Consider the following 22096-nt stretch of genomic DNA (forward strand, 5'->3'; position numbering starts at 1 on the left):
ACGGCGCGGGGTGGAGCAGCTCGGTAGCTCGCTGGGCTCATAACCCAGAGGTCGCAGGTTCAAATCCTGTCCCCGCTACTGAAGAAGAAGACGAGGGCCCGGATCTCTTTCGAGATCCGGGCCCTCGTCGTGTGCCCGGACATCCGTGTGCCCGTACGAACTCCCGTTCTGGTGGGGAGAGTTGGGGTCAAGGCGTTTGAAGTGTCTCTCTGTGGGCATGTCGACAAAACGCTGAAGTGACCTCACTGGCTGCGGTATACCAGGTGTACGCGGGTTACGGGTGGTGCGACGATGGGTTTTATGGGGGACAGGACAACTCTGTTGGAGACAGGGCGGTTTGTGCAGCGAGACCAAGAGCACGCTGTTGACGCTGTGGACACCGCCGAGGCCGAGTACGAGGCGCGGCACCGGAGCGCCGCCGAGAACGGCGACACCGAGGCCATGAGCGTGCTCGGTTCGCTGCTGCTGCGCCGCGGCGACCTCGACGGCGCCGAACCCTACCTGCGTGCCGCGACCGCCGACGGCGACCGCGCCGCCGCCAACAACCTGGGAGTCCTCCTCCATCAGCGCGGGTACGCCGACGAAGCGGCCGGCTGGTGGCGCATCGCCGCCGTGGCCGGCTCCGCCGCCGCCGCGCACGCACTCGGCCGCCACTACCGTGAGCGCGGCGACGAGCCCGCCGCGGAGTACTGGCTGCGCCAGTCCGCCGAGCAGGGGCACGCGCTGGGGGCGTACGCCCTCGCCGACCTCCTGGAACACCGCAGCGACGTGGGCGCCGAGCGCTGGCTGCGCGCCGCCGCCGAGCAGGGGCACCGCGAGGCGGCGTACCGCCTCGCCCGCACCCTGGACCGCCGCGCCGCCGCGGAGGCGCGTGCCGGCGCGGCCGACTCCGGTACGGCGCCGGGCGGCGCGGACCCGCGTACGGACGCGGGCGGGCCGCACCCGGGCGCGGCTCCTGCCACCGACCGCACGGACCTCCGCCGGCCCGGCCCCGACACCGGGGCCGGCATGGGCACCGGCTTCCTCGACTTCGGCACCGGCACCCGCCTCCCCGGCACCGGCGCCGGTGTCGGCACCGCCGCGGCGCTCGCCCGCACCGACACCCGCAGGCCCGGCCACAGCCACCCCGGCGCGGGCACCGGTGAGGGGCAGTCCGGTACGTGGCAGTCCGGCACGGGCACCCGGCACGCCGGGAGCGGCGCCGGGGAGCTCGCCCCCGCCGTCGAGGCCGAGCAGTGGTACCGGCAGGCCGCCGCGCGCGGGCACCGGCGCGCCGCCCTGCACCTCGGCGCCATCCTGGAGGAGCGCGGCGAGCTCAAGGAGGCCGGGCGCTGGTACCTGACCTCCGCCAAGGACGGCGAGCCCCGGGCCGCCTGCGCACTGGGCTTCCTGCTGCGCGACGCGGGCGACGAGGACAGCGCCGCCGTGTGGTGGCTGCGCGCCGCCCAGGACGGCGACGGCAACGCCGCCAACGCGCTGGGCGCCCTGCACGCCGCCCGCGGTGAACAGCAGACCGCCGAGCGGTGGTACCGCGCCGCCCTGGACGCCGGTGACGTGAACGGGGCGTACAACCTCGGGCTGCTGTGCGCCGCCCAGGGCCGTACCGCCCAGGCCGACCAGTGGTACCGCCGCGCCGCCTACACGGGCCACCGCGAGGCCGCCAACGCGCTCGCCATCCTGCTGCTCCAGGGCGGCGACGCGGCGGGCGCCGAGCCCTGGTTCTCCAAGGCCGCCGAGGCCGGCAGCGTCGACGCCGCCTTCAACCTCGGCATCCTGTACGCGGGCCGCGACGACGACCGTACGGCCTTCGTCTGGTACGAGCGCGCGGCCGCCGCCGGGCACACGGAGGCCGCACTCCAGGTCGGCATCGCCCTGCTGCGGGACGGCGAGGAGCAGGAGGCCGAGCGCTATCTGCGCTGCGCCGCGGGCGGCGGCAGCGCCGAGGCGGCCTTCCGCCTCGCCACGCTGCTCGACTGCCGGCAGCCCCCCGCGGGCCAGACCGCCCTCGGCGAGACGCTGAACGAGAAGTCCGAGTGCGAGGAGTGGTACGAGCGGGCCGCCGAGCAGGGGCACCGCCGTGCGCAGGTGCGCGTCGGCATGCTCGCCGCGGGCCGCGGCGACCTGGAGGGCGCCGCGCGCTGGTACCGGGAGGCCGCCGAGGCGGGCAGCCGCAACGGCGCCTTCAACCTCGGCCTGCTGCTCGCCCGGGAGGGCAGCGAACCGGAGGCCGCCCTGTGGTGGTCGCGCGCCGCGCACGCCGGCCACGGCCGCGCCGCGCTGCGCCTCGCGCTGCTCGCCGCCCGCCACGGTGAGCTGGACGAGGGTGAGCGGTGGTGCGCGCGGGCGGTGGAGCTCGGGCCCCCCGAGGTCGCCGAGCGCGCGGCGCGGCTGCGCGAGGCACTGCACCAGGAGCTCACCGCCTGACCGGGCCCGGCCAGGCGGCCGACGGATCGTTTCGCCACCTCGCGCGGCCACCTCGCGCGGGAACGGATTTGCGCTGGTCGGCGGGGCGACGTACAGTCGTGTTTACCGACGCGGGGTGGAGCAGCTCGGTAGCTCGCTGGGCTCATAACCCAGAGGTCGCAGGTTCAAATCCTGTCCCCGCTACTGAAGAGGTAGCCGAAGGCCCGGATCTCGAAAGAGATCCGGGCCTTCGTCGTGTACGGACGCACAAGGGCGCGTGCGGGCGTGCGCGTGAAGGGCCGAAGGGCCCGGCGCCGGAAACCGGTGCCGGGCCCTTCGGGTGCCGGCGTCAGGCGGAGGCGCAGTGGGGGCAGGTGCCCCGGTAGGTGACCTCTACGTCCGAGATGGTGAAGCCGAAGCGCTCGGAGTCCGGCAGATCCGTGAGCGGATTGCCCACCGGGTGCACGTCGCGTATGGCGCCGCACTGCGCGCACACCAGGTGCTGGTGCGGCCGGTGCGCGTTCGGGTCGTACCGCTTCGCCCGGCGGTCCGTGGAGACCTCGATCACTTCGCCGAGGGACACCATCTCGCCCAGCGTGTTGTAGACGGTCGCCCGGGAGATCTCCGGCAGCTTGGCCACAGCGCGCGCGTGCACCTCGTCGGCGGTGAGGTGGATGTGGTCCCCGTCGAGGACTTCGGCCACGACGCGCCGCTGAGCAGTCATGCGCCAGCCGCGTCCGCGCAGTCGTTCCAACAGGTCACTCATGAGGTCCAGCCTAACAGTGGTGGGACCCAGGTCCCGAACGGGTGTGACTTTGGATGTTTGCTTGACTTAGACAAAGTCCATTGTAGGATCGGCAATGGCAAACGCCAAGGGACAGGACTTGCAGGTATGACGCAGGAGGCGCACGTGACGCACGGACCGCTCACTACGGAGGCCGGCGCGCCGGTAGCCGACAACCAGAACAGTGAGACCGCGGGCGCCGGAGGTCCGGTCCTGGTTCAGGACCAGGCGCTGCTCGAGAAGCTCGCGCACTTCAACCGTGAGCGCATCCCGGAGCGCGTCGTGCACGCACGCGGCGCCGGTGCGTACGGCACCTTCACGGTGACCCGTGACGTCTCGCAGTGGACGCGTGCGAAATTCCTCTCCGAGGTCGGCAAGCAGACCGAGACCTTCCTGCGCTTCTCGACGGTCGCGGGCAACCTCGGCTCCGCGGACGCCGTGCGCGACCCCCGCGGCTTCGCGCTGAAGTTCTACACGGAGGAGGGGAACTACGACCTCGTCGGGAACAACACGCCCGTCTTCTTCATCAAGGACGCCATCAAGTTCCCCGACTTCATCCACACCCAGAAGCGCGACCCGTACACCGGCTCGCAGGAAGCCGACAACGTGTGGGACTTCTGGGGCCTGAGCCCCGAGTCGACGCACCAGGTGACCTGGCTGTTCGGTGACCGCGGCATCCCGGCGACGCTGCGCCACATGAACGGGTACGGCTCGCACACGTACCAGTGGAACAACGAGGCCGGCGAGGTCTTCTGGGTCAAGTACCACTTCAAGACCGACCAGGGCATCAAGAACCTCACCACCGACGAGGCCAACCAGCTCTCCGGCATGGACCCGGACAGCCACCAGCGCGACCTGCGCGAGGCCATCGAGCGCGGTGAGTTCCCGTCCTGGACCGTGCAGGTGCAGATCATGCCGGCGGCCGACGCGGCGACGTACCGCTTCAACCCGTTCGACCTGACCAAGGTCTGGCCGCACGCGGACTACCCGCCGATCGAGATCGGCAAGCTGGAGCTCAACCGCAACCCGCAGAACATCTTCGCCGAGGTCGAGCAGTCGATCTTCAGCCCCGCGCACTTCGTGCCGGGCATCGGCCCCTCGCCCGACAAGATGCTCCAGGGCCGTCTCTTCGCGTACGGCGACGCCCACCGCTACCGCGTCGGCATCAACGCCGACCACCTGCCGGTGAACCGCCCGCACGCCACCGAGGCGCGGACGAACTCCCGTGACGGCTACCTGTACGACGGCCGCCACAACGGCACGAAGAACTACGAGCCCAACAGCTTCGGCGGCCCGTTCCAGACGGACAAGCCGCTGTGGCAGCCCCTCCCGGTCGAGGGCGCCACGGGCAACCACGAGGCTCCGCGCCATGCCGAGGACGACGACTTCGTCCAGGCGGGCAACCTCTACCGCCTGATGTCCGAGGACGAGAAGGGCCGTCTGGTCGACAACCTGGCCCAGTTCATCTCCAAGGTGTCGCGCGACGACATCGCGGAGCGCGCGATCAACAACTTCCGTCAGGCCGACGGTGACTTCGGCAAGCGGCTGGAAGCCGCGGTCCAGGCCCTGCGCGGCTAGTACGGACCGCTTGTCGTGGGCGGAGGGCCGGATTCCCCGAGGGGAGTCCGGCCCTCTCGCGTCCTCAGATCACCAGTGCGGTCGGTTGCGGCCGCCGTCGGGCCGGTGCCCAGCAGCGGATGATGTCGCGTACGGAGACGACGCCCACGGGGCCGTTGCCGTCCAGCACGATCAGGTGCCGGAAGCCCCCGTGCGCCATGGCCTGCGCGGCTTCCTCCAGGGTCCAGGAGGGTGCGGCGAAGACGACGTCGGTGGTGGTGTGCGCTCCGGCCGTTTCGAGGTCGGGGTCCTGGCCCGACCCGACGGAGACGAGGATGTCGCGTTCGGTCAGGATGCCGAGTCCGTCGGCGTCGGTGTCGAGGACGACGGCCGCCCCGACGCGGCGCTCCGCCATCAGCCGGGCTGCCTGGCGGAGTGTGTGGGCGGGGCCGATGGTGAGGACCACCGTACTCATGGCGTCACGGACGAGCATGGAAGGAGCCACCTCCTGGGTGAAGCGAACCCACGAACTGCGAGAACCGATTCACAAGTTCACAAGTGGGGGGTTCCCAGAGTGGCAGCCGGGCGGGGCGGCAACAAGAGGGCGCGGGAAGGCGTGTGACGCGATCACACGCCTCCGCGCGCCGGTTTCATGAGGGCCGGGACGAAGTACGCCGGGTGTCGGACTTCCGTACGGGGAGGGCGCCCTATCCGCGGAGGTGGCCCAGCATCTCCTCGTGGAGCAGGCCGTTGGACGCCGCCGCGTTGCCGCCGTGGGGTCCCGTCACACCGTCGAGGCTGGTGAAGACACCGCCGGCCTCCTGGACGATGATCGCGTTCGCGGCCATGTCCCAGAGTGAGAGCTCCGGCTCCGCGCAGATGTCCACCGACCCCTCGGCGACCATCATGTACGGCCAGAAATCGCCGTATCCGCGCGTCCGCCAGCAGGCGCGGGTCAGGTCCAGGAAGCCGTCGAGGCGTCCCTGCTCCTCCCAGCCGCTGAGCGAGGAGTACGCGAAGGACGCGTTCTCGATCCGGTCGACCTTGGAGACGTGGAGCCGCGTGGCCGAGGTGAGGCTGCGCCCGGTGTACGCGCCGCCGCCCTTCGCCGCCCACCAGCGGCGGCCCAGCGCGGGTGCGGACACGACGCCCATCACGGGCTGGAAGCCGTTCTCGCCGGCCTCCATGAGCGAGATCAGCGTCGCCCAGACCGGCACGCCGCGCACGTAGTTCTTGGTGCCGTCGATCGGATCGACCACCCAGCGGCGCGGGCCCGAGCCCTGCAGCCCGTACTCCTCGCCCAGGACGGCGTCGCGCGGCCTGCCGCGGTGCAGGTGGCTGCGGATCAGCTCCTCGGCGGCCTTGTCGGCCTCCGTCACCGGAGTCATGTCCGGTTTGGTCTCGACCTTGAGATCCAGGGCCTTGAAGCGCTCCATCGTCGTGGCGTCCGCGGCGTCCGCGAGGACATGGGCGAAGCGCAGATCATCGTGATAGTCGGGCATGACCGAACAGTATCGACCACGTCCTCCGCGAACCACACGGTCCCGGTGTGCGGGCGCGCTCTCCTGTCCGTATGCCGCGGATCCCGCGCACCGCTCTCAGTGGACCGAGCCCGAGAGCTGGAGCCCGATGACGCCGATGATCACCAGCGAGATCGAGACGAGCTTCAGCGTCGAGACCGCGTCGCCGAGGAAGACCATCCCGTAGATCGCGGTGCCCGCGGCCCCGATGCCGGTCCACACCGCGTACGCGGGTCCCACGTCGAGCTTCTTCAGGGCGAGCGTCAGCAGCCCGAAACTGCCCAGCGCGAACGAGGCGAAGGCGATCGTGGGCCACAGCCGGGTGAAGCCGTGGGACAGCTTCAGGCACACCGCGAAGCCGGTCTCCAGGAGCCCCGCCACCACCACCAGCAGCCACGCCATGGCCGGTTCCTCCCGCGTCGGTGACTGCTTCGTCGTACTTGGTGCGAGTATGCCCTTACCGGGAGCGGGCAGAGGTGAACGCGGCGCGGCGGGTCAGTCGCCCTCGCGCCGCTCCCGCGTCGCGAGCAGCCGCCGCAGCGAGTCCAGCCTGGCCGGATCGGCGTGACCGTCGGCCGCCCACCGGTCCAGCGCGCACTCCGGCTCGTCGTGGCTGCAGCCGCGCGGGCAGCCCTCCGTCCCCGGTTCCAGGTCCGGGAAGGCGAGGATGACGCGCGACGGATCCACGTGGTGCAGCCCGAAGGAACGGACGCCGGGCGTATCGATCACCCAGCCGTCCACCCCCGTGAGCGGCAGCGCGAGCGCCGATGTGGTGGTGTGCCGGCCGCGGCCGGTGACCGCGTTGACCACGCCGGTCGTACGCCAGCGGTCCTCCGGCACCAGCGTGTTGACCAGCGTCGTCTTCCCGACGCCCGAGTGGCCGACGAAGGCCGTGACCTTGTCCTCCAGGTGCCGCCGCACCAGCTCGGTCGCGGCCCCGTTCGCCAGGTCCTCGCGGCTGGTCACGATGTACGGGACACCGAGGGGACGGTAGGCGGACAGCAGCTGGTCCGCCGGGGCCAGGTCCGACTTGGTCAGTACGAGGAGAGGTTCGAGCCCGGCGTCGTACGCCGCCACCAGGCAGCGGTCGATCATGCGCGGGCGCGGCTCGGGGTCGGCCAGGGCCGTGACGATCGCCAGCTGGTCGGCGTTGGCGACGACCACCCGCTCGAACGGATCGTCGTCGTCGGCGGTACGGCGCAGCACCGAGCGGCGGGACTCGACGCGGACGATGCGGGCCAGGGTGTCCTTGTCGCCCGTCAGGTCGCCGACGATGGCGACCCGGTCGCCCACGACGACGGACTTGCGGCCCAGCTCGCGGGCCTTCATCGCGACCACCGTGCGGTCCTCGACGAGGCAGGTGATGCGGCCCCGGTCGACGGTCAGGACGAAGCCCTCGACGGCGTCCTCGTGCTTGGGGCGGGTGTGGGTGCGAGGCCGGTTGCCCTTGCGGTTGGGGCGGACCCGGATGTCGTCCTCGTCGGGGTTCTTGCCGTAGCGGCGCATGTCGTCAGGCCCCGTCAGTTTCCGTCGAGCATTCCGGTCCACATCTGCGGAAAGTCGGGCAGTGTCTTGGCGGTGGTCGCCACGTTCTCGATCAGCACGTCCTTGACCGCGAGGCCGATGATCGCGCCCGCGGTCGCCATGCGGTGGTCGTGGTACGTGTGGAAGGTCCCGCCGTGCAGGCGGCGCGGCCGGATGCGCAGGCCGTCCTCGGTCTCGGTGACGTCGCCGCCGAGCGCGTTGATCTCCCGGGTGAGGGCGGCCAGCCGGTCGGTCTCGTGCAGCCGCAGGTGCGCGACACCGCGCAGTACGGACTCGGAGTCGGCCAGGGCGGCGACCGCCGCGATGCCGGGAGTCAGCTCGCCGACGTCGCCGAGGTCCACGTCGATGCCGTGGACCGTGCCGCTGCCGGTGAAGGTCAGGCCCTGCTCGGTGAGTTCGCAGGAGCCGCCCATCGCGGTGAAGATCTCGCGCAGCGCGTCGCCCGGCTGGGTGGTGCGCTCGGGCCAGTCGGGGATGGTGACCCGGCCGCCGGTGATCAGGGCGGCGGCGAGGAACGGCTGCGCGTTGGAGAGGTCGGGCTCGACGGTCAGGTCGCGGCCGAGCAGGGCGCCGGGGGAGACCCGCCACACGTTGGGCTCGCCGCCGGACTCGGGGGTGTCCACCTGGGCGCCGACCGCGCGCAGCATGTCGACGGTCATCAGGATGTGCGGCATGGAGGGGAGGGTGGCGCCGGTGTGGCGCACCTCCACGCCCTGGTTGAAGTGCGGGGCGGACAGCAGGAGCGCGCTGACGAACTGCGAGGACGAGGACGCGTCGATCTCGACCGGGCCGCCGTCCAGCGCGCCGCTGCCGTGCACGGTCAGCGGGAGCGCGCCGCGGCCGTCGTCGTCGATACGGGCGCCGAGGGTGCGCAGCGCGTCGATGACGGCGCCGAGCGGGCGTTCGTAGGAACGGGGGTCGCCGTCGAAACGGACGGGGCCGTCGGCGAGCGCCGCGACGGGCGGCAGGAAGCGCATCACGGTGCCCGCGTTGCCGACGTCGACCGTGGCCGGTCCGTGCAGCCCCGCCGGGATCACGCGCCAGGCCTCGCCGGAGCCGTCGAGCTCACCCGTGGCGGACGAGGAGGACGACACGGTCTCCTCGATGCCCACGCCCATCGCGCGCAGCGCGTCGGCCATCAGCAGGGTGTCGCGGGAGCGCAGCGGGCGGCGCAGCCAACCGGGCTCGGCGGCGAGGGCGGCCAGGACGAGAGCGCGGTTGGTGACCGATTTCGATCCGGGCACGGTGACGGTCGCGTCGACGGCTTCGCCGGTGTGGGGTGCGGGCCAGAGGGCGGGGTGCACGGGGCTTTCGGTCATGGCCTTCACTTTAATGGTTCGCGGCGGGCCCGGATCTTGATCAAATGCCCTGAAACCGGGACGTAACTCAATGGTGTCGGCGTGCGGACGGTGCGTGACGGTCTCCGGCCGGGGCCGCTCCGGCCGCCGTCACAGGCCGAGCAGCCAGCGCCCGCCACCCAGCAGGGCGCAGAGCGACACCGTGTGGAAGAAGAACAGCCACAGCGCGGCCGGTACGTGCGTGAGCCGCGACAGCTGGTCGGCGTCCGAGTCGGGGGCACCCCCGTGACGGCGCTTGGACTGGAGCTCGAAGGCGGGACGGACACCGCCGACGAGCATGAACCAGACGGCGGCGTACGCGAAGGCGGCCTGGATCTCCGGGGCCGTGAGCCAGGAGACCAGGAGGAAGGCGGCGCCGGTGACGATCACGGTCAGGGCGCCGTACGCGTTGCGGATCATCACCAGCATCACCAGCAGCAGGGCCGTCGCCATCCAGAGGAAGAGCGTGATGCGGTCCGCGGCGAGCAGCCAGGCACCGCCGAGGCCCAGGAGGGAGGGCGCGGTGTAGCCGGCGGCGGCCGTCAGGATCATGCCGATGCCGGTCGGCCTGCCCCGGCTCACGGTCAGGCCGCTCGTGTCGGAGTGGAGGCGGATGCCGTCGAGGCTGCGGCCCGTGAGCAGGGCGACCAGACCGTGGCCGCCCTCGTGGGCGATGGTGATGGCGTTGCGCGACAGGCGCCACACGGGGCGCGGGACGACGACGGCCAGGGCGAGGAGGGCCGCGGCCGCCACGAGCCACTGGCCCGGATCGGGCTGCGTACCGGAGAGGCGGTCCCACAGATCGCCGAGAGGGGTGCTGTCCATGGTCAGGGCGGCTCCTTGAAGACGGGAAGTCGGGAAGTCGGGAAGTCGGGAAGTCGGGAAGTCGTGAAGTCGTGGCAGTGTGGCATCCATGTGCGGACGGTATGCAGCGAGCCGGAGTGCCGAGGAACTCGTCGGGCTCTTCGATGTGCAGAAGTGGGAGCCCGAGGAGGCGCTCGCCCCGGACTGGAACGTGGCTCCGACGAAGGAGGTCTACGCGGTCCTGGAGCGTCCTGTGAAGGACGCGGGCGACGAGCGTCCGGTTCGGCAGTTGAGGAAGCTGAAATGGGGGCTCGTGCCCTCGTGGGCGAAGTCGCCCGACGGCGGGGCCCGGATGATCAACGCGCGGGCGGAGACGGTGCACGAGAAGCCGTCGTTCCGCCGGCCGTTCGTCTCCCGGCGCTGTGTCCTTCCCGCCGACGGTTACTACGAGTGGGTCACCGGCGCGGACGAGCGGCAGCTGGAGGAGCAGGGGAAGAAGAAGCGGCCGCGCAAGCAGCCGTACTTCGTGACCCCGGCGGACGGGTCGGTCATGGCGCTGGCCGGGCTGTACGAGTTCTGGCGCGACCGGACGCTGCCGGACGACCACCCGCAGGCGTGGTGGGCGACGTGCTCGGTCATCACCACCGAGGCGGAGACGTCGCCGCTGGCGGTCGCACCGGCCGACGGGCCGGGATCGCTGGCCGAGATCCACCCCCGGATGCCGCTGATGCTGACGCCGGACCGGTGGGACGCGTGGCTGGATCCGGCCCGTACGGACGCCGAGGACGTACGGGCGCTGCTGGCGCCGCCGCCGGGCGGGCTGATGCGGGCGTATCCGGTGGGCACGGCGGTGAGCAACGTGCGCAACAACGGTCCGGAGCTGCTGGAGGAACTGGCGGCGCCGGAGGAGGAAACGCTGTTCTGAGGCGGTACGGGGAGCGGGGAGGACGGTGCGTGTGACGCGGAGCGGGACGGTCATGACGGTGGAGACGGTGGAGACGGTGGAGACGGTGGAGACGGTGGAGACGGCGGCCGGTGAGGCCCGGATCACCTGGTTCGGGGCCGAGGCGCCGTGGATCGTCCTGGCCGTGAGCCACGGCGCCGGGGGCGGCATCGAGGCGCGGGACCTCCAGGGGCTCGCGGCCGCGCTGCCCGCGCGCGGGGTGAGCGTCGCCCTGGTGGAGCAGCCCTGGCGGGTGGCCGGGAAGAAGCTCGCGCCCGCGCCCGGGACCCTGGACGCCGGGTGGCGCGGGCTGTGGCCCGCCCTGGAGAGGCCCGGACTGCCGGTCGTCTCCGGCGGGCGCAGCGCCGGGGCGCGCGTCGCGTGCCGGACCGCCGCCGGACTGGGCGCGCGCGCCGTACTCGCGCTGAGCTTTCCGCTCCACCCTCCCGGCCGCCCCGAGAAGTCCCGGGCGGAGGAACTTCTGGGCGCCGGGGTCCCCACTCTGGTCGTACAGGGCGGAAACGATCCCTTCGGGAAGCCCGGGGAGTTCCCGGACGGGACGTACGACCTGGTGGAAGTGGCGTACGCCGACCACGGGTTCGCCGTGCCGAAGAAGGCCGGCACCACCGGCGGGCAGGTGGTGGAAGTGATCACGGACGCCGTCGGGGACTGGATCGGCGGGCTCAGGGAATGATCTGCGCGAGACCTCTGTTGTTCCGTGCGTCGACATAGACCGCACGTACGTGGAGAGGGAGTCCGTCGCATGGGATCGACCATCTGCCCGAGCCGCTCGAACACTGCTGACCTGGAGTGGACGGTGCTCACCGCGGCCAAGACCGCCTCCCGTCGGGCGGCGGCCGGGCAGGATCGTCGTCTATCCTCCGTTTCGAGCGGGTCCGCATTCGGCCCCGCCACGGCGTTGGAGGAGGTGGGTCCGGTCACTGGGACCGACACAGGGACCGACGACGGCCAGGCGGCGGAGGAGAGCACCGCCGAGCGCAACGCGCGCTTCGAGCGCGACGCGCTGGGCTTCCTCGACCAGATGTACTCGGCCGCGCTGCGCATGACGCGCAATCCGGCCGACGCGGAGGACCTGGTGCAGGAGACGTACGCCAAGGCGTACGGGTCCTTCCACCAGTTCCGTGAGGGTACGAATCTGAAGGCGTGGCTTTACCGCATTCTGACGAACACCTTCATCAACACGTACCGGAAGAAGCAGCGCGAACCGCAGCGCAGCGGCGCCGAGGAGATCGAGGACTGGCAGCTCGCGCGCGCCGAGTCGCACATGTCGACGGGCCTGCGCTCCGCCGAGTCGCAGGCGCTCGACCACCTGCCCGACTCGGACGTCAAGTCCGCGCTGCAGGCGATCCCCGAGGAATTCCGCATCGCGGTCTACCTCGCGGATGTAGAGGGCTTTGCGTACAAGGAGATCGCGGACATCATGGGAACACCCATCGGCACAGTGATGTCCCGGCTGCACCGGGGCCGCCGTCAACTGCGCGGCATGCTCGAGGACTACGCGCGTGACCGCGGACTGGTCCCGGCGGGTGCCGGAGAGTCGAACGACCGGAAAGGTTCGGGCTCATGAGCTGCGGAGAGCCGCACGAGACTGACTGCTCTGAGGTCCTGGATCACCTCTACGAGTTCCTCGACCACGAGATGCCGGACAGCGACTGCACCAAGTTCGAGGTGCACTTCGGGGAGTGCTCCCCGTGCCTGGAGAAGTACGGCCTGGAGCAGGCCGTCAAGAAGCTGGTGAAGCGCTGTTGCGGCAGTGACGACGTACCGGCCGACCTGCGGGCCAAGGTCATGGGGCGCATCGATCTGATCCGGTCGGGGCAGGCCGTGCCCGAGCAGGACGTGACGGCCACGACGTCCGCCGACCTGCCGGCCGCCGCCAACGAGGCGTAGCCCCGGCTCCGCCCTGTCCCGTCCCGGCCGGGCTCCCGCGTCAGGAAGCGGCTGATTATCACTCGAAGGTGCTAATCAGCCGCTTCGTCGTCTCCAGCTCCGCTCAACTCGCTAGCGTGACGCACTGATTGTGGCGGGCGGACTCGGGACAACAGGAGCGAGGCTGGTGAGAGTCCTTTCGGTGGCGGCGCGCGCGTACATCCTGTGTGCGCTGCTGGCGGCCGCCTGGTGCGCGCTCCCCGCCCTGCGGCCCGGCGCCGGCACCCCCTGGGGCACCGCCGTACTGCTCGCCGCGCTCCACGCCGCCTGCGAGCTGCTCGGGCGCCGGCCGTTCCTCGTCAGCGCGCTGCGGGTCGGCGCGGGGTCCTTCTTCCCCGTGCTGCTCGCCGCCGTACTGCTGCTGCCGCCGCCGGCCGCCGCGCTCGTCGCCGTACCCGGGGCCCTCGTCGGCCATGTCGAGCGGCGCCCGCGCGCCGTGCGGCGTGCCTGGCGGGCGGCGCAGCTCGCGCTCGCCGCGTGGTCCGCGGCCCATGTCTGCACGTTCTTCGGCGGCGGTGCGTCGCTGGGCGGGGGCGGGGCGGCCGGGTCGGCGGCGGCGCCCGACTTTCCGTACGTCCTGCTGCCCGCCGGGGCCGCCGTCCTCGCCTTCTGCCTGGTCCTGACCGCCCTCGACGGCGGCATCCTGGCGACGGCCGAACGGCTGCCCGTGCGGACGGCGTGGCGCGGGCTGCTGCTGCGGTCCGTCGCGCCGCACGGTGTGCAGGGGCTGGCGGGGCTGATGACGGCGGTGCTCTGGCGCAGCCCGTACGGCCCGGTCGCCGCGCTCTTCGTGCTGCTGCCGATGTACATCTCCTGCTGGGTCTTCGCGCAGTACCACCGCGAGCGCGCAGCCCACCAGGCCACCATCCGCGCCCTCGTGCAGGCGGTCGACATCAAGGACACGTACACGCGCGGGCACAGCGAACGCGTCGGCCGCGCGTCCGTGATGATCGCCCGCGAGCTCGGCATGGAGGAGGACCGCGTCGAGGTCCTGCGCTTCGCCGGCATCCTGCACGACGTCGGCAAGCTCGGCGTCCCGACGCGGCTGCTCCGCAAGGACGGGCCGCTCACCCCCGAGGAACGCCGTGTCATCGAGCTGCATCCCGAGTACGGGCACGAGATGGTCCGCGGCATCGGCTTCCTCGGGGAGGCGCGGGCGGCGATCCTGCACCATCACGAGCGGCTCGACGGCAGTGGCTACCCCTACGGTCTCGCGGGCGGCCGGATCCCGGAGTTCGCGCGGATCGTCGCCGTCGCGGACGCCTTCGACGCGATGACGTCGACGCGTTCGTACCGGCGGGCGCGGCCGGTGGGGACCGCCCTGCGGGAACTCGACCGGTGCGCGGGCACGCAGTTCGACCCGCTGATGGTGGCTGCCCTGAACCGGGCGGTGGCCCGCCACGGCTGGCACTACCGGGTCACTTCGGACGAGCAGTGCGGCCCCGGAGGAAACGTCCCGCCACCACTCGCGGGCGACGCGCTCTCCGCCCCCGCCCCGGACGAGGATCCGGCACCCGCTGTCGCCGCCGTGCCCCGCCGCGACCCCGGCCGGCCCGCGTGAGCGCCGCCGCCCCGGCCGCCGGGCCCCGCTCCTCGAACGCCGCAGGGGCCGAAAGCCGCCGCAAGCGGCACTGCCGGGCCCGTACGCGCGCGGAGCGTGCCGCATGAAGCGGGGCGGGAAGGCCGCGCGGCCGGCGCTCGCCCTCGGGCTCGTGTACGGCGCCGCCGCCGTGCTCACCGTCCACGCCCTCGGCGACACCCTCTGGTACGGCGTCGCCGAACCCGGCGTCGCCCTCGCCTTCGGCGCGCTCGTCACCGTCGGGGAGCTCTCCCGCTGGGGCGTACGGGGCGGCCCCCGCGCCCTGCCGGCCGAGCGTGAACCCGCCCCGCTCGGCGCCGCCGGAGCCCTCGCCTACGCCCTGCTCGGGCAGAACGCCGGGCAACCGACCGTCCACGGCGTCCTCCAGGTCGTCGCCGTCGTGGTCGCGGCCGCCCTCGCCGGCGCGGTGCCGCACGTCGCCGCAGGCCACGGGCCCGCTCTCGACCACGTCGTCCGCCGCGTCCTCACCGTCGCGTTCGCCGCCGTCTGCTTCCAGCCGCTCTACAACTGCGGCCTGTGGGAACAGTGGGCCGGCCACGGCCCGTACCACGCGCTCTTCCTCCTGCTGCTCCTCGTCCTCACCGCCCTCTGCGACGCCGTCCTCGCCGCCGTCATGGCCCGCGCCCGCACCGGTTATCCGTACGGTCCGCTCCTGCGCGACGAGCTGCGGGCGCTCCTCGGGATCGGCTCGGCCGTCTGCGCCACCGGCGCCGTCATGGCGCTCGCCGTCGCCGTCGCCGGGTTGTGGGCCCTGCCCGTCTTCTGCGTGCCCCTGCTGCTCACCCAGCTGTCCTTCCGCCGGTACGCCGCCGTCCGCACGACGTACCGCCAGACCATCGCCTCGCTCGCCCGCGCCACCGAGATCGCCGGCTACACCCCGCAGGGCCACGCCCACCGCGTCGCGCTGCTCAGCCGCGCGGTGGGGCGCGAGCTGGGCCTGTCCGAGCCCGACCTCACCGTCCTGGAGTACGCCGCCCTGATGCACGACATCGGACAGCTCTCCCTCCTCGACCCGGTCCCGGCCGGGGCCACCGCATCCCTCCCGCCCGCCGAACAGCGCCGCATCGCGCTCCTGGGCGGAGCCGTCGTACGCCGGACGGGAGTCCCCGCCGAGGTCGCGGTGGTCGTCGAGCGGCAGGCCGACCCGTACCGGGAGCAGCCGCTGCCTGCCCGGATCGTCCGCGCCGTCAATGCATACGACGATTTCTCAGGGGAAAGCGGAGGAGGACTGGGCGGGCCGCTCAGCGCCCTGGAACAGCTGCGTCTCGGCACCTGCCGCGACTATCAGCCCGAGGTTGTGGAATCCCTGGCGCGTGTTCTGTCCCGGGGTGGTGCGGCCCCGTCCCCACCGGGGTAACCCATGGGTAATGAGCGGCCCTGTGACCCGGCATGGTTGGATGCCAAGAAGAGGAAGAAGAGGGTGTCCGGGGGGCACTGGACCTTCAACGACCGGCAGGCGGGACAGGCGGGAATCGTGAAGATCTTCGGGAAGGTACGGCACAGGCCGTCCGCCTCGTGGCGGCAGGCCACCGACCGCGCGTTCACGCTGATCGGCGACGGTCGGTACGAGGACGCGGGAGCGCTGCTGACACGCGCGGCGGACCTCGAACCCTGGTTGTCGGAGTCCTGGTTCAACCTCGCGCTGCTGCACAAGTTCCGGCACGACTGGGAGCAGGCGCGCTCCGCCGGCCTGCGCGCCGTCGCGCTGCTCGACCGGGAGACCGGCGCTCCCGACTGGTGGAACGTCGGCATCGCGGCCACCGCCCTCCAGGACTGGCCGCTGGCCCGCCGCGCCTGGCAGGCGTACGGCCTGAAGGTGCCCGGCGAGCCCACCGAGAGCGGCGAGCCCCACGGCATGGAGCTGGGCAGCGCCGCCGTCCGCCTCTCGCCGGAGGGCGAGGCCGAGGTGGTGTGGGGCCGCAGGCTCGACCCGGCCCGGATAGAGGTGCTCTCGATCCCGCTGCCGTCCTCCGGGCGCCGCTGGGGCGAGGTCGTCCTGCACGACGGCGTACCGCACGGCGAGCGCGTCACCGCCGCGGGTCCGTCGTTCCCCGTCTTCGACGAGATCGAGCTGTGGGCGCCGTCGCCCGTACCCACCTGGGTGGTCCTCCTGGAGGCCGCCACCGAGTCGGACCGGGACGCCCTGGAGCGGCTCGCCGCCGACGCGGGGTTCGCCGCCGAGGACTGGTCGTCGTCCGTACGGCTGCTCTGCCGGGCCTGCTCCGAGTCGCAGATGCCCAGCGACGAGGGCGACGGCGAGCACCTCGACCCGCACGACCACAGCGAGCCCGGCCATCCGGGGCCGCTGGGCCACCGCACGGCCGGTGCCGGTGAGCTGTGGCTGCCGGAGCGCGAGTGCGGCATCGCGGCACCGGCCGGACTGGTGCGCGGGCTGCTCGACGGGTGGGTCGCCGACAACCCCGACAGCCGCGAGTGGCGGGATCTCGAAGAAGTCTGCTGAGGGGTCCGCCGGAGCCTGCCCGTAGGCTGTACGGGCATCGGATTCGGTATTCGGGGTTTTGAGGAAGGCGTACGGCGGACATGGCGCAGCACGAGACGGCCCAGCAGGACATCAACGACGGGTTCGTCGTGGACACGGAGAACACCGAGGAGCGCGAGCAGGCGTACCGCGAGCGCGGTACCGCCCGCCCCATCACCGTCGTCGGGAACCCGGTCCTCCACCAGGAGTGCAAGGACGTCACCGAGTTCGACGACAAGCTCGCGGCGCTGATCGACGACATGTTCGCCAGCCAGCGTGCCGCCGAGGGCGTCGGCCTGGCCGCCAACCAGATCGGCGTCGACCTCAAGGTCTTCGTGTACGACTGCCCGGACGACGACGGCGTGCGCCACGTCGGCGTGGTCTGCAACCCGGTCCTGGAAGAGCTCCCGCAGGAGCAGCGCATGCTCGACGAGGCCAACGAGGGCTGCCTGTCCGTCCCGACGGCGTACGCCGAACTGGCCCGTCCCGACTACGCGGTGGTGCGCGGCCAGGACGCCGAGGGCCACCCGATCAAGGTGCGCGGCACCGGCTACTTCGCGCGGTGCCTCCAGCACGAGACGGACCACCTGTACGGCCGCCTCTACATCGACCGCCTGTCGAAGCGCGACCGCAAGGACGCGCTGAAGCAGATGGCGGAGGGCACGCCGCGCTACGAGACCGTCCCGAACGACTGATCTTCTCCGCCGTCGCCGCGGGGCGGCCGGGCGACTGCCATGGGCCGGACGAATGCCCCTGGCAGTCGCCCTGTTGACGTGTGTGCGCGGACGCGCCAGTCTCGGGCGTGCCCCCCGCTCCTGTGCTCCTCGGTACGGAGGCCCCATGTTCCGGCGTACGGTGAGATCCGTCCTCTGTCTTGTCATGCTCATGGTTGCCGCGTTGGGCGGTACGGTCGCCACCGCGGGCACCGCGCACGCCGACGGCTGCTACACCTGGTCCCGCACCCTCTCCCAGGGCGCCACCGGAGCCGACGTCACCCAGCTCCAGATCCGGCTCGGCGGCTACCCGGGCTACGGCGCGGTGCTCGCCGCCGACGGCGACTACGGCCCCGCCACCACCGCCGCCGTCAAGCGCTTCCAGTCCGCGTACGGGCTCTCCTCGGACGGCGTCGCGGGCCCCGCCACCTTCAGCAAGCTCTACGACCTCCAGGACGACGACTGCACACCCGTCCACTTCTCGTACGCCGAGCTCAACAACTGCAACAGCACCTGGTCCGGCGGAGCGGTGAGCGCCGCCACCGCCAAGTCGAACGCCCTGCGCACCATGTGGAAGCTGGAAGCACTCCGGCACGCCCTCGGGGACCAGTCCCTCCGGGTCACCAGCGGCTTCCGCTCCCACGCCTGCAACGACGCGGTGGGCGGGGCGTCGAGCAGCCGCCACCTGTACGGCGACGCCGCCGACCTCGGCTCCGGCCCGCACTCCCTGTGCACGCTGGCCAAGCAGGCCCGCAACCACGGCTTCAACGGCATCCTCGGCCCCGGCTACCCGGGCCACGGCGACCACACCCACCTGGACCACCGCGCGAGCCGCTTCTGGTCGGCTTCGAGCTGCGGCGTCTCCTGACGCGCGCCTGAGAGCCCTTCCGCTTCCCGTGGAGGGAGGGGGAGGGGAACGGCTCTGCCCCTGCCCGGCCGTCTCAGCTGTGAGGCGGCCGGGCAGGGGCGTGTGCTGAGGGGATCAGAAGTCGTCGTCGAAGGCGACCGAGCCCTCGACCGCGACCTGGTACGCCGACGGACGGCGCTCGAAGAAGTTCGTCAGCTCCTGCACGCCCTGGAGCTCCATGAAGGAGAACGGGTTCTCGGAGCCGTACACCGGGGCGAAACCGAGGCGCTCCAGGCGCTGGTCGGCGACGCACTGGAGGTACTCGCGCATCGACTCGGTGTTCATGCCGGGCAGGCCGTCACCGCACAGGTCGCGGCCGAACTGGAGCTCCGCCTCGACGGCCTCCTTCAGCATGTCCGTGACCTGCTGCTGGAGGGCGTCGTCGAAGAGGTCCGGCTCCTCCTTGCGGACGGTGTCCACGACCTCGAACGCGAAGTTCATGTGCATCGTCTCGTCGCGGAACACCCAGTTGGTGCCGGTCGCCAGGCCGTGCAGCAGGCCGCGCGAGCGGAACCAGTAGACGTACGCGAACGCGCCGTAGAAGAACAGCCCCTCGATGCACGCCGCGAAGCAGATCAGGTTCAGCAGGAAGCGGCGGCGGTCGGCCTGCGTCTCCAGGCGGTCGATCTTCTCGACGGAGTCCATCCACTTGAAGCAGAACTGCGCCTTCTCGCGGATCGAGGGGATCTCCTCCACCGCGTCGAACGCCGCCGCGCGGTCGTCCGGGTCGGGGAGGTAGGTGTCCAGCAGCGTCAAGTAGAACTGGACGTGCACGGCCTCCTCGAAGAGCTGGCGCGAGAGGTAGAGGCGCGCTTCGGGGGAGTTGATGTGCTTGTAGAGGGTCAGCACCAGGTTGTTGGAGACGATCGAGTCGCCCGTCGCGAAGAACGCGACCAGCCGGCCGATCATGTGCTGCTCACCGGGCGAGAGCTTCGCGAGGTCGGCGACGTCCGAGTGGAGGTCGACCTCCTCCACCGTCCACGTGTTCTTGATCGCGTCCCGGTAGCGCTCGTAGAAGTCCGGGTAGCGCATGGGGCGCAGGGTCAGCTCGAAGCCCGGGTCGAGAAGGTTCTTGTCACTCATGATTACTGGCACGCCTCGCAGGACTCGGGGTTCTCAAGGGAGCAGGCGATCGCGTCCGCGTCGGGGGCGGTGGCCTGCTGTACGGGGATGGGGGCGGAGGGGGCCGCGGCCGCCGCGCCGGAGCCCGCGGCCCGGGCGATGCGGGTCGCGGGGCGCGAGCGCAGGTAGTACGTCGTCTTCAGCCCCTTCTTCCACGCGTACGCGTACATCGAGGAGAGCTTCCCGATGGTCGGCGTCTCCAGGAAGAGGTTCAGGGACTGCGACTGGTCGAGGTACGGCGTACGGGCCGCCGCCATGTCGATCAGTCCGCGCTGCGGGATCTCCCACGCGGTGCGGTAGAGGGCCCGTACCTCCTCGGGGATCCAGCTGAAGCCCTGCACCGAGCCGCTGGACTCGCGCAGCGCCTCGCGGGACTGGGCGTCCCAGACGCCGAGCTTCTTCAGGTCCTCCACCAGGTAGGCGTTGACCTGGAGGAACTCACCGCTGAGCGTCTCGCGCTTGAAGAGGTTGGAGACCTGCGGCTCGATGCACTCGTACACGCCCGCGATCGACGCGATGGTCGCGGTCGGCGCGATCGCGAGGAGCAGGGAGTTGCGCATTCCGGTCTTGGCGACACGGGCGCGCAGTGCGTCCCACCGCTCGGGCCAGGTGACCTCGACGCCGTAGTGGTCGGGGTGCAGGACGCCGCGTGCCGCGCGGGTCTTCTCCCAGGCCGGGAGCGGGCCGCTGACCTCGGCGAGGTCGCAGGACGCCTCGTACGCGGCGAGCATGATGCGCTCGGCGATCCTCGTGGAGAGGGCGAGCGCCTCGGGGGAGTCGAAGGGCAGGCGCAGCTTGAAGAAGACGTCCTGGAGGCCCATCGCGCCCAGGCCCACCGGGCGCCACTTGGCGTTGGAGCGGCCGGCCTGCTCGGTCGGGTAGAAGTTGATGTCGACGACGCGGTCGAGGAAGGTGACGGCGGTACGGACGGTCTCGTCCAGCCGCTCCCAGTCGATCTCGCCGTTCCCGGACACGAACGAACCGAGGTTGACCGAGCCGAGGTTGCAGACGGCCGTCTCGCCGTCGTCCGTGACCTCCAGGATCTCGGTGCACAGGTTCGAGGAGTGGACGACGGAGCCCGGCTCGGCGGTCTGGTTCGCCGTACGGTTCGACGCGTCCTTGAACGTCATCCAGCCGTTCCCGGTCTGCGCCAGGGTGCGCATCATCCGGCCGTACAGCTGGCGCGCGGGAATCGTCGTACGGGCCAGACCGTCCGCCTCCGCCTTGCGGTACGCCCGGTCGAACGCGTCGCCCCACAGGTCGACGAGCTCGGGAACGTCCGAGGGCGAGAACAGCGACCAGTCGGCGTCCGCGTCGACGCGGCGCATGAACTCGTCGGGGATCCAGTGCGCGAGGTTCAGGTTGTGCGTACGCCGCGCCTCCTCACCCGTGTTGTCGCGCAGCTCCAGGAACTCCTCGATGTCCGCGTGCCACGTCTCCAGGTAGACACAGGCCGCGCCCTTGCGGCGGCCGCCCTGGTTGACGGCGGCGACCGACGAGTCGAGGGTGCGCAGGAAGGGGACGATGCCGTTGGAGTGGCCGTTGGTGCCGCGGATCAGGGAACCGCGGGCGCGGATGCGGGAGTACGAGAGGCCGATGCCGCCCGCGTGCTTGGAGAGGCGCGCGACCTCGTGGTAGCGGCCGTAGATCGAGTCGAGCTCGTCGAGCGGCGAGTCCAGCAGGTAGCAGGAGGACATCTGCGGGTGGCGCGTACCGGAGTTGAAGAGCGTCGGCGAGGACGGCAGGTAGTCCAGGCGGCTCATCAGGCGGTACAGCGCGGCGACCTCGTCGGCGGCCGCGGGGGAGTCGTCCTTGGCCAGACCGGACGCCACGCGCAGCATGAAGTGCTGCGGGGTCTCGATCACCTGACGGGTGATGGGGTGGCGCAGGAGGTAGCGGCTGTAGACCGTGCGCAGGCCGAAGTAGCCGAAGCGGTCGTCGGCGGCCGGGTCGACCAGCGCGTCGAGGCGGGCCGCGTGGGCGGTCACGAAGCCGGCCGTACGGTCAGCGATCAGGCCCTCGCGGTGGCCGACGGCAACCGAATCGGAGAAGGTGCGAACGCCCTGTGTCGCCGCCTCGTCCCGGATCGTGCGGGTCAGCAGACGGGCCGCGAGGCGGGAGTACGCCGGGTCCTCGGAGATCAGCCCGGCGGCGGCGTCGGTGGCGAGACCCCGCAGCTCGGCCGCGTCCGACGCCGCGTTGCGGCCGCGCAGGGCGGCCGCGGCGACTCTGCCCGGGTCGGTGTCGGGGAGGTCGGCGGTCAGGTCGGTGAGGGTCCGCAGGAGCGCGGTCCCGGGTCCGTCGGACGACTCCGTCGACTCCGTGGCAGTGGCCGGATCGGCTGGCGCGATGGTCACGCGGTGCTCTCCCTCGCTCGGCTCGGGGCCGGCGGAGAGCGGGGGCGTACGGGCACACGTCACCCCTGAAGGGCG

General features: G+C 71.8%; 20 protein-coding genes and 2 tRNA genes. 13 read left to right on the forward strand and 9 right to left on the reverse strand.

Translation table 11 applies throughout. The features are described 5' to 3' along the window. The first annotated feature begins 4 nt into the window (after positions 1 to 4). The 3 genes from ACWDZ4_RS01830 (at position 5) to ACWDZ4_RS01840 (ending at position 2607) form a co-directional block, all read left to right on the forward strand. Positions 5 to 78: transfer RNA gene (locus ACWDZ4_RS01830), tRNA-Met, on the forward strand. Between the two features lie 213 nt (positions 79 to 291). Continuing rightward, positions 292 to 2424 carry a sel1 repeat family protein gene (locus ACWDZ4_RS01835; protein ID WP_451506498.1) on the forward strand — a complete coding sequence of 711 codons (2133 nt, stop codon included), beginning with the start codon at positions 292 to 294 and terminating at the stop codon, positions 2422 to 2424. Between the two features lie 109 nt (positions 2425 to 2533). Continuing rightward, positions 2534 to 2607: transfer RNA gene (locus ACWDZ4_RS01840), tRNA-Met, on the forward strand. A 145-nt stretch (positions 2608 to 2752) separates the two neighbouring features. Here ACWDZ4_RS01840 and ACWDZ4_RS01845 read toward each other — a convergent pair. Further along, on the reverse strand, positions 2753 to 3169 hold the full coding sequence (locus tag ACWDZ4_RS01845; protein ID WP_451506499.1) for a Fur family transcriptional regulator: 417 nt from the start codon (positions 3167 to 3169) through the stop codon (positions 2753 to 2755). Positions 3170 to 3295: 126 nt separating this feature from the next. Here ACWDZ4_RS01845 and ACWDZ4_RS01850 point away from each other — a divergent pair, with 126 nt between their 5' ends. Then, the gene (locus ACWDZ4_RS01850; protein WP_451506500.1) at positions 3296 to 4765 is read left to right on the forward strand and encodes a catalase; all 1470 of its coding nucleotides are present in this window, start codon (positions 3296 to 3298) and stop codon (positions 4763 to 4765) included. 64 nt (positions 4766 to 4829) lie between these two features. Here ACWDZ4_RS01850 and ACWDZ4_RS01855 read toward each other — a convergent pair whose 3' ends face one another. The 6 genes from ACWDZ4_RS01855 to ACWDZ4_RS01880 form a co-directional block, all read right to left on the reverse strand. Then, entirely contained in the window at positions 4830 to 5237 is a 408-nt protein-coding gene (locus ACWDZ4_RS01855; protein WP_451506501.1) for a CBS domain-containing protein, read from the reverse strand. A 214-nt stretch (positions 5238 to 5451) separates the two neighbouring features. Continuing rightward, positions 5452 to 6246 carry a histidinol-phosphatase gene (gene hisN, locus ACWDZ4_RS01860; RefSeq protein ID WP_451506502.1) on the reverse strand — a complete coding sequence of 265 codons (795 nt, stop codon included), beginning with the start codon at positions 6244 to 6246 and terminating at the stop codon, positions 5452 to 5454. Between the two features lie 96 nt (positions 6247 to 6342). Then, positions 6343 to 6666 carry a DMT family transporter gene (locus ACWDZ4_RS01865; RefSeq protein ID WP_451506503.1) on the reverse strand — a complete coding sequence of 108 codons (324 nt, stop codon included), beginning with the start codon at positions 6664 to 6666 and terminating at the stop codon, positions 6343 to 6345. A gap of 93 nt (positions 6667 to 6759) precedes the next feature. Continuing rightward, positions 6760 to 7770 (reverse strand): ribosome small subunit-dependent GTPase A, encoded by a 1011-nt coding sequence (rsgA, locus tag ACWDZ4_RS01870; protein ID WP_451506504.1) that lies wholly within the window; start codon positions 7768 to 7770, stop codon positions 6760 to 6762. Between the two features lie 14 nt (positions 7771 to 7784). Next, complete coding sequence (gene aroA, locus ACWDZ4_RS01875) at positions 7785 to 9128, reverse strand: 3-phosphoshikimate 1-carboxyvinyltransferase (RefSeq protein ID WP_451506505.1); 1344 nt, start codon at positions 9126 to 9128, stop codon at positions 7785 to 7787. 129 nt (positions 9129 to 9257) lie between these two features. Continuing rightward, complete coding sequence (locus tag ACWDZ4_RS01880; RefSeq protein ID WP_451506506.1) at positions 9258 to 9971, reverse strand: M50 family metallopeptidase; 714 nt, start codon at positions 9969 to 9971, stop codon at positions 9258 to 9260. A gap of 88 nt (positions 9972 to 10059) precedes the next feature. On the opposite strand from ACWDZ4_RS01880, the gene ACWDZ4_RS01885 reads away from it, so the two are divergent. The 9 genes from ACWDZ4_RS01885 to ACWDZ4_RS01925 all read left to right on the forward strand — a co-directional run bounded on the left by ACWDZ4_RS01885 (position 10060) and on the right by ACWDZ4_RS01925 (position 18503). After that, on the forward strand, positions 10060 to 10875 hold the full coding sequence (locus ACWDZ4_RS01885; RefSeq protein WP_451506507.1) for an SOS response-associated peptidase: 816 nt from the start codon (positions 10060 to 10062) through the stop codon (positions 10873 to 10875). Between the two features lie 52 nt (positions 10876 to 10927). Beyond that, positions 10928 to 11587, forward strand: coding sequence for an alpha/beta hydrolase family protein (locus ACWDZ4_RS01890; RefSeq protein WP_451506508.1), 660 nt, complete (start codon positions 10928 to 10930; stop codon positions 11585 to 11587). 234 nt (positions 11588 to 11821) lie between these two features. Continuing rightward, complete coding sequence (locus ACWDZ4_RS01895; RefSeq protein WP_451506665.1) at positions 11822 to 12481, forward strand: sigma-70 family RNA polymerase sigma factor; 660 nt, start codon at positions 11822 to 11824, stop codon at positions 12479 to 12481. Beyond that, positions 12478 to 12804 (forward strand): mycothiol system anti-sigma-R factor, encoded by a 327-nt coding sequence (gene rsrA / locus ACWDZ4_RS01900; protein WP_093799134.1) that lies wholly within the window; start codon positions 12478 to 12480, stop codon positions 12802 to 12804. Before ACWDZ4_RS01895 ends, rsrA begins: the two co-directional genes overlap by 4 nt. 166 nt (positions 12805 to 12970) lie before the next feature. Next, positions 12971 to 14404: an HD-GYP domain-containing protein gene (locus ACWDZ4_RS01905; protein ID WP_451506509.1), complete on the forward strand. Its 1434-nt coding sequence runs from the start codon at positions 12971 to 12973 to the stop codon at positions 14402 to 14404. Between the two features lie 103 nt (positions 14405 to 14507). After that, a complete protein-coding gene (locus ACWDZ4_RS01910; RefSeq protein WP_451506510.1) occupies positions 14508 to 15800 on the forward strand; it encodes an HD domain-containing protein in 1293 nt (430 codons plus the stop codon). 117 nt (positions 15801 to 15917) lie between these two features. Next, positions 15918 to 16904 (forward strand): tetratricopeptide repeat protein, encoded by a 987-nt coding sequence (locus ACWDZ4_RS01915; protein WP_093803323.1) that lies wholly within the window; start codon positions 15918 to 15920, stop codon positions 16902 to 16904. A gap of 80 nt (positions 16905 to 16984) precedes the next feature. After that, positions 16985 to 17617 carry a peptide deformylase gene (def, locus tag ACWDZ4_RS01920; protein WP_451506511.1) on the forward strand — a complete coding sequence of 211 codons (633 nt, stop codon included), beginning with the start codon at positions 16985 to 16987 and terminating at the stop codon, positions 17615 to 17617. 145 nt (positions 17618 to 17762) lie between these two features. Further along, positions 17763 to 18503 (forward strand): D-Ala-D-Ala carboxypeptidase family metallohydrolase, encoded by a 741-nt coding sequence (locus ACWDZ4_RS01925; RefSeq protein ID WP_451506512.1) that lies wholly within the window; start codon positions 17763 to 17765, stop codon positions 18501 to 18503. A gap of 114 nt (positions 18504 to 18617) precedes the next feature. Here the strand turns inward: ACWDZ4_RS01925 and ACWDZ4_RS01930 are convergent, their stop codons facing one another. Together ACWDZ4_RS01930 and ACWDZ4_RS01935 are read right to left on the reverse strand one after the other, a co-directional pair. Further along, positions 18618 to 19625, reverse strand: coding sequence for a ribonucleotide-diphosphate reductase subunit beta (locus ACWDZ4_RS01930; protein ID WP_451506513.1), 1008 nt, complete (start codon positions 19623 to 19625; stop codon positions 18618 to 18620). Positions 19626 to 19627: 2 nt separating this feature from the next. Further along, the gene (locus ACWDZ4_RS01935; protein WP_451506514.1) at positions 19628 to 22021 is read right to left on the reverse strand and encodes a ribonucleoside-diphosphate reductase subunit alpha; all 2394 of its coding nucleotides are present in this window, start codon (positions 22019 to 22021) and stop codon (positions 19628 to 19630) included. Positions 22022 to 22096 lie beyond the last annotated feature (75 nt).

The organism is Streptomyces sp. NPDC003016 (genome assembly GCF_053591455.1).